Annotated in this window: 5 protein-coding genes and 1 pseudogene; 1 reads left to right on the top strand and 5 read right to left on the bottom strand. The window is 30.5% G+C overall.

Annotation, left to right across the window (positions count from 1 at the left end; translation table 11 throughout):
* The 5 genes and pseudogenes from Q0V08_RS10665 to Q0V08_RS10645 form a co-directional block, all read right to left on the bottom strand.
* Positions 1–565: pseudogene (locus Q0V08_RS10665) on the bottom strand (ribose ABC transporter permease); the annotation flags it as partial.
* Positions 566–568: 3 nt separating this feature from the next.
* The gene (gene rbsA, locus Q0V08_RS10660; RefSeq protein WP_297434627.1) at positions 569–2059 is read right to left on the bottom strand and encodes a ribose ABC transporter ATP-binding protein RbsA; all 1491 of its coding nucleotides are present in this window, start codon (positions 2057–2059) and stop codon (positions 569–571) included.
* Positions 2060–2467, bottom strand: a complete 408-nt coding sequence (rbsD, locus tag Q0V08_RS10655; protein WP_256691791.1) for a D-ribose pyranase — start codon at positions 2465–2467, stop codon at positions 2060–2062.
* Positions 2468–2470: 3 nt separating this feature from the next.
* Positions 2471–3382, bottom strand: a complete 912-nt coding sequence (rbsK, locus tag Q0V08_RS10650; protein ID WP_297434622.1) for a ribokinase — start codon at positions 3380–3382, stop codon at positions 2471–2473.
* A gap of 153 nt (positions 3383–3535) precedes the next feature.
* Positions 3536–4267 (bottom strand): FMN-binding protein, encoded by a 732-nt coding sequence (locus tag Q0V08_RS10645; protein WP_297434619.1) that lies wholly within the window; start codon positions 4265–4267, stop codon positions 3536–3538.
* A 198-nt stretch (positions 4268–4465) separates the two neighbouring features.
* Between Q0V08_RS10645 and Q0V08_RS10640 the strand changes: the two genes are divergently transcribed.
* On the top strand, positions 4466–4945 hold a 480-nt coding region (locus Q0V08_RS10640), incomplete at its 3' end, for an amino acid permease (protein ID WP_297434617.1).

Below are 4945 nucleotides of genomic sequence, written 5' to 3'. Positions count from 1 at the left end.
CAATAGCATAGATATATCTACCAAATTTAATATTATTTAGTATATAGTATCCAGCAATGAAAAGAGCAATCATAATATATATTGGAATAGGAATGTCAAAGAAGTAACCTCCACCAATATTATCAAAGAAATCTCCACCGTCTCTTACAGGGATTGGCTTACCATCAGTGAAAACTAAAGTGGCTCCCCTTAAAAGAGTCATAGTAACTAAAGTAACTATAAACGGTTGAAGTTTAGCATATGATATAAGTAAACCGTTAAAGATTCCAAAAAGTCCACCAATAACAATAGCAATAATAATAGCTAAAACTGGATTTACACCATTAGCTATTAAACTTGCTCCAAAAGCTCCAGTTAAAGCTAAAATAGAACCAACAGAAAGATCAATTCCACCTGTTAAAATAACTAAAGTCATTCCAATAGCAATAACTGAATTTATAGACGTTTGTCTTAAAACGTTTAAGATATTATTAACTGATAAAAACCTTGGGTTTAAAAAAGAAACTATTATAGAGAAAACAATTAAACCAATTAGAGGCTTATTGTTATATATTTTTTTTAACATTATTTATTCAACTCCTACTGCATATCTCATTATTTTTTCTTGAGTGAACTCATCTTTAGATAGAGTTCCACTTATTTTGTGTTCATGGATAACCATAATTCTATCACTTAGTCCCATTACTTCTGGCATTTCAGAAGATATCATAATAATACTAAGACCTTTTTTCTTTAGCTCGTTAATAACATCATAGATCTCTTTTTTAGCTCCAACGTCTACTCCTCTAGTTGGTTCATCTAAAATTAAAATTTTAGGATTAGTTAAAAGAGCTTTTGCAATAGCTACTTTTTGTTGGTTTCCACCACTTAAGTTTTTAATAATTTGATTAGGTGAAGGAGTTTTTACTCCAAATTTTTCAATATATTCATCAACAGATTTGTTTTCAGCATTTTTATTTAAACCTAATCTACTTGAGAAGAATTTTAAAGATGAAAGAGTCATATTTTCTTTAACACTTAATCCTAATACAAGTCCATCTCCTTTTCTATCTTCTGAAACGTAGGCGATTCCATGGTTTACACCAGATTCAGGAGAATCAATAGAAACCTCCTGTCCCTCTATAAAAACTTTACCAGAAGATTTTTTATAATATCCATAAATGGTTTTTACAAGTTCACTTCTTCCAGCCCCCATAAGACCAGCAATACCTAAAATCTCTCCCTTTTTTAAAGTGAAAGAAGCATCTTTAACGTATTGTCCACAAAGGTTTTCAACTTTTAAAACTTCATCTCCAGGAGTTACAGTAACATTTGGAAACTGCTCACTTAAAGTTCTTCCAACCATTTTTTCAATAATATAGTTTTCATCAATATCTTTAACTTCAGCTTCAGAGATAAACTTACCATCCCTTAAAACAGTTATATCATCACAGATAGCTGGAATCTCTTTTAATCTATGAGATATGTAAATAATACTTTTTCCTTCTGATGTAAGTTCTTTAATAACTTTGAAAAGACTTTCAGTTTCCTTATCAGTTAATGCATCTGTAGGTTCATCCATAACAATAAGTTTAGCATTTTGTGAAAGAGCTTTTGCAATTTCAACCATTTGCATTTTACCTATTGTTAAATCTTTTATTAAAGTTTTTTCACTGTCTTCAACATTAAGAAGATCTAAAATAGATCTAGCCTCTCTGTGCATAAGAGTCCAATCTATTCTTCCGAAACTATTTGTAAGCTCTCTTCCTAAAAATATATTTTCAGTTATACTCATATGTTGAATTAGATTCAACTCCTGGTGAATAATAGCAATACCAGCTTCTTGAGAATCTTTAGTTCCTTTAAAAGTAACTTCGTGTCCATGGTAGAAAACAGTTCCTGAATCTTTACTATAGATACCAGTCATTATTTTCATAAGTGTTGATTTTCCAGCACCATTTTCTCCCATTAAAGCCATAACTCTTCCTTTATAAGCATTTAAGCAAGCACCATCTAATGCTTTTACACCTGGGAAAGATTTACAGATATCTTTCATTTGTAAAACAATCTCTTTATTCATTTAGAAAACTACTCCTGACTTTAAAATAATATTTGCATATGGAGTACATTCTCCAGTTCTAACAATGGCTTCACTTTCTTTTGTAATCTCTTTAAACTCTGTATGAGAAACTTCAACAATTTTAGGATTCATTCCATTTTTTTGGAAAGTTTCTAAAATCTCGTTGTAAACTTTAGGGTTAATAGTTTTAATTTCAGAGGCTAAAACAATCTCTTCAACCATCATTTCACTTAAAATTGCATCTAAAGTTTTTATAAAGCTAGGATATCCAGCTTCAATAGCTAAATCTATTCTTTTTACACCTTTTGGGAATGGAAGACCAGCGTCACAAAGTGTAATATGAGATGTGTGACCTATTTTAGCAATCTCATAAGAAAGCTCACTATTTAAAAGTTTTCCTTTTTTCATAATCTATTCTCCTTTAAAATTTAGTACTTCTTCAAGAGTTGGTATCGACGTTTGAGCACCAATTCTAGTAACAGAGATAGCAGCAACTTTAGTTCCCCTATCAATAGCCTCTTCAAAAGTTAAACCAGAAGCAAGTCCATTTACAAAACCACCAATAAAACTATCTCCAGCAGCAGTTGTATCAATAGCTTTTACCTTATAAGCTGGGAATGATTTTCTCTCTGTTTTGCTTATAAACATACATCCTTTACTTCCTAAAGTAACAATAAGACCTTTAACACCTTTATCTAAAAGGATATTTGCAGCATTTATTACGCTTTCCTCATCAGTAACAGGGATTCCAGATAGAATCTCTAACTCTGTTTCATTAGGAATTATATAATCAGAATTTGAAATAATCTCTTCATCTAATTTATTAGCAGGAGCAGGATTTAAAATAGTTATTTTTCCAAGCTCTTTCGCTTTTTTTAATGAATATTTAACTGTTTCCATTGGGATTTCTAATTGAGTAACAAGAATATCACAATTTTTAATAGTATCTAAATGTCTATCTATATAAGAGTTATCTACTTCATAGTTGGCTCCAGGAACAACAATAATTCTATTTTGTCCATTATCCTCTACTATGATTTTAGCAATACCAGTAGCTTCATCACAATATTCTATGTTAGAAACATCTACTCCATCCTTTTTCATAGAATCTAGAAGAATATTCCCCATACCCTCTTTTCCTATTTTTCCTAGCATAGAAACTGGAGATTTCATCTTCCCCATAGCAACAGCTTGGTTAGCTCCCTTTCCACCAGGAATTTGCATGAATTTCTTACCTAAAAGAGTTTCACCACCACGAGGCGCTCTTTCGCAAATTGTAACTAAATCCATGTTAATGCTTCCAACAACAACAATTTTTTTCATGTTAAAATCTCCTTAAAAAATAATTAATTGTGATTAAATAGTGTACACAATAAGTTTAAAAAATACTCGATACCTTTAATTTAGCACACTAAAAAAGTAATGTCAATAAAATAAAAACTGAAACTTTGTGAAAAGTTTCAGTAATTTTTAGTATTATTTAGTTGGAATAGTTACCTCAACACGGTTTTCATATGCATTTTTTAGTGCACCTAAAATATCACCATGACTGTCTCTTAGGCTCATTGTAGCTCCAGCAGTTATATCAGCAACCTCTTTTTTTTCTGCATCAGTAAGTTTACTGTACTTTTCTTTATCTTTTTCATTATTACTACTTTTTTTAAGAGGTCTACCATTAACATCTGAATATAGTTTTGTGAAAATAATTTCTAATTCATCAACTGTTTTACCCTTAAATTTCTCTTGGAAAAAGTCCATTTGTTCATCCCATTCATTTTTAGGATTCATTCCATAGCTAGCTCCACGCTCTCTTTTAGTTTTCCAACTATCAACCTCTTTAGTTATATTAGCGGGAGTATTCTCAGTTTTACCGATAACTTTTTTAGTTTTATGATCAGCTAAATTATGACCTTCAGTACCAGGCCATCCTGAAAAATGAGGCATACTTTCACCATCATAATTAGGTGAACTAACTTCTAAAGCATCAACTACAGCATTTATAATTTTTCCATCAGCGTCAAAAAGTACTGCGGCATCAACATAGTTAAAACTATAAACTTGTTGTCCTTCGCTATCTTTACCAGGACCAACTCTAAAGTTTGTCGCATGTCCTAAACCTTGATAGACTTTAGTTTCAGCTGCTAAAGATGTAATCGATCCACAAAGTAAAAGAGCTGAAAGAGACAAAGGTAACCATTTTTTTATCATTAAAATCACTCCTTTTGAAAATAGATTAGTTACTAAGTAGTACGTATATACCTTATTTTTTTTGAAAAAACAAGAAAAAATTTTTTTCTAAAGGATTTATTAAAAAAAAAGAGAATAATGTAGCATAAAAACAATTAAATACAGGAGGGGTAGTATGTTACATAGAACAAAAATTAATGGAGAAAAGGAGGTACCTAAATGGGTGATTTAACAAGTAATAAACTTGGATTTTGGAGTATTTTCTTTTTAGGAATAAATTCAATAATTGGATCGGGAATTTTTCTTTTGCCAAATAAAGCATATGCTGATGTAGGATTAGCAAGTTTGATAGTAATTTTAATAAATGCTGTGTTAGCCTTATTTTTAGCTCTTTGTTTCGCAGAAACAGCAAGTATATTTGATAAGAATGGTTCGTCCTTTGTTTATGCAAAAGAAGCATATGGAAATTTTGTAGGATTTGAAATTGGAATTTTTGCTTGGTTTATAGGTATTGTTAGTTGGGCAGCAGAGATTCAAGGGTTTTTAACAGCTTTTGGTGGTATATATCCCATAACAATTGATCCATATTATAATAAACTATTTGTTGTAGGTATTGGAGTTTTTTTAGGAGTATTAAACTATCTAGGAGTTAAATTTTCAAAAATACTAAATAATCTAATAACAGTAAGTAAATTATTA

The sequence above is a fragment of the uncultured Cetobacterium sp. genome, from assembly GCF_947038635.1.
Classification (GTDB): domain Bacteria; phylum Fusobacteriota; class Fusobacteriia; order Fusobacteriales; family Fusobacteriaceae; genus Cetobacterium_A.
Note: the sequence above shows the minus strand (reverse complement) of the source record. Positions and strands in the feature narration are given on the sequence as shown.

Coding starts and splice junctions, on each gene's coding strand:
- Q0V08_RS10645 (WP_297434619.1), bottom strand. CDS start 4,267: ATGATAAAAAAATGGTTACCTTTGTCTCTTTCAGCTCTTTTACTTTGT.
- rbsK (WP_297434622.1), bottom strand. CDS start 3,382: ATGAAAAAAATTGTTGTTGTTGGAAGCATTAACATGGATTTAGTTACA.
- rbsD (WP_256691791.1), bottom strand. CDS start 2,467: ATGAAAAAAGGAAAACTTTTAAATAGTGAGCTTTCTTATGAGATTGCT.
- rbsA (WP_297434627.1), bottom strand. CDS start 2,059: ATGAATAAAGAGATTGTTTTACAAATGAAAGATATCTGTAAATCTTTC.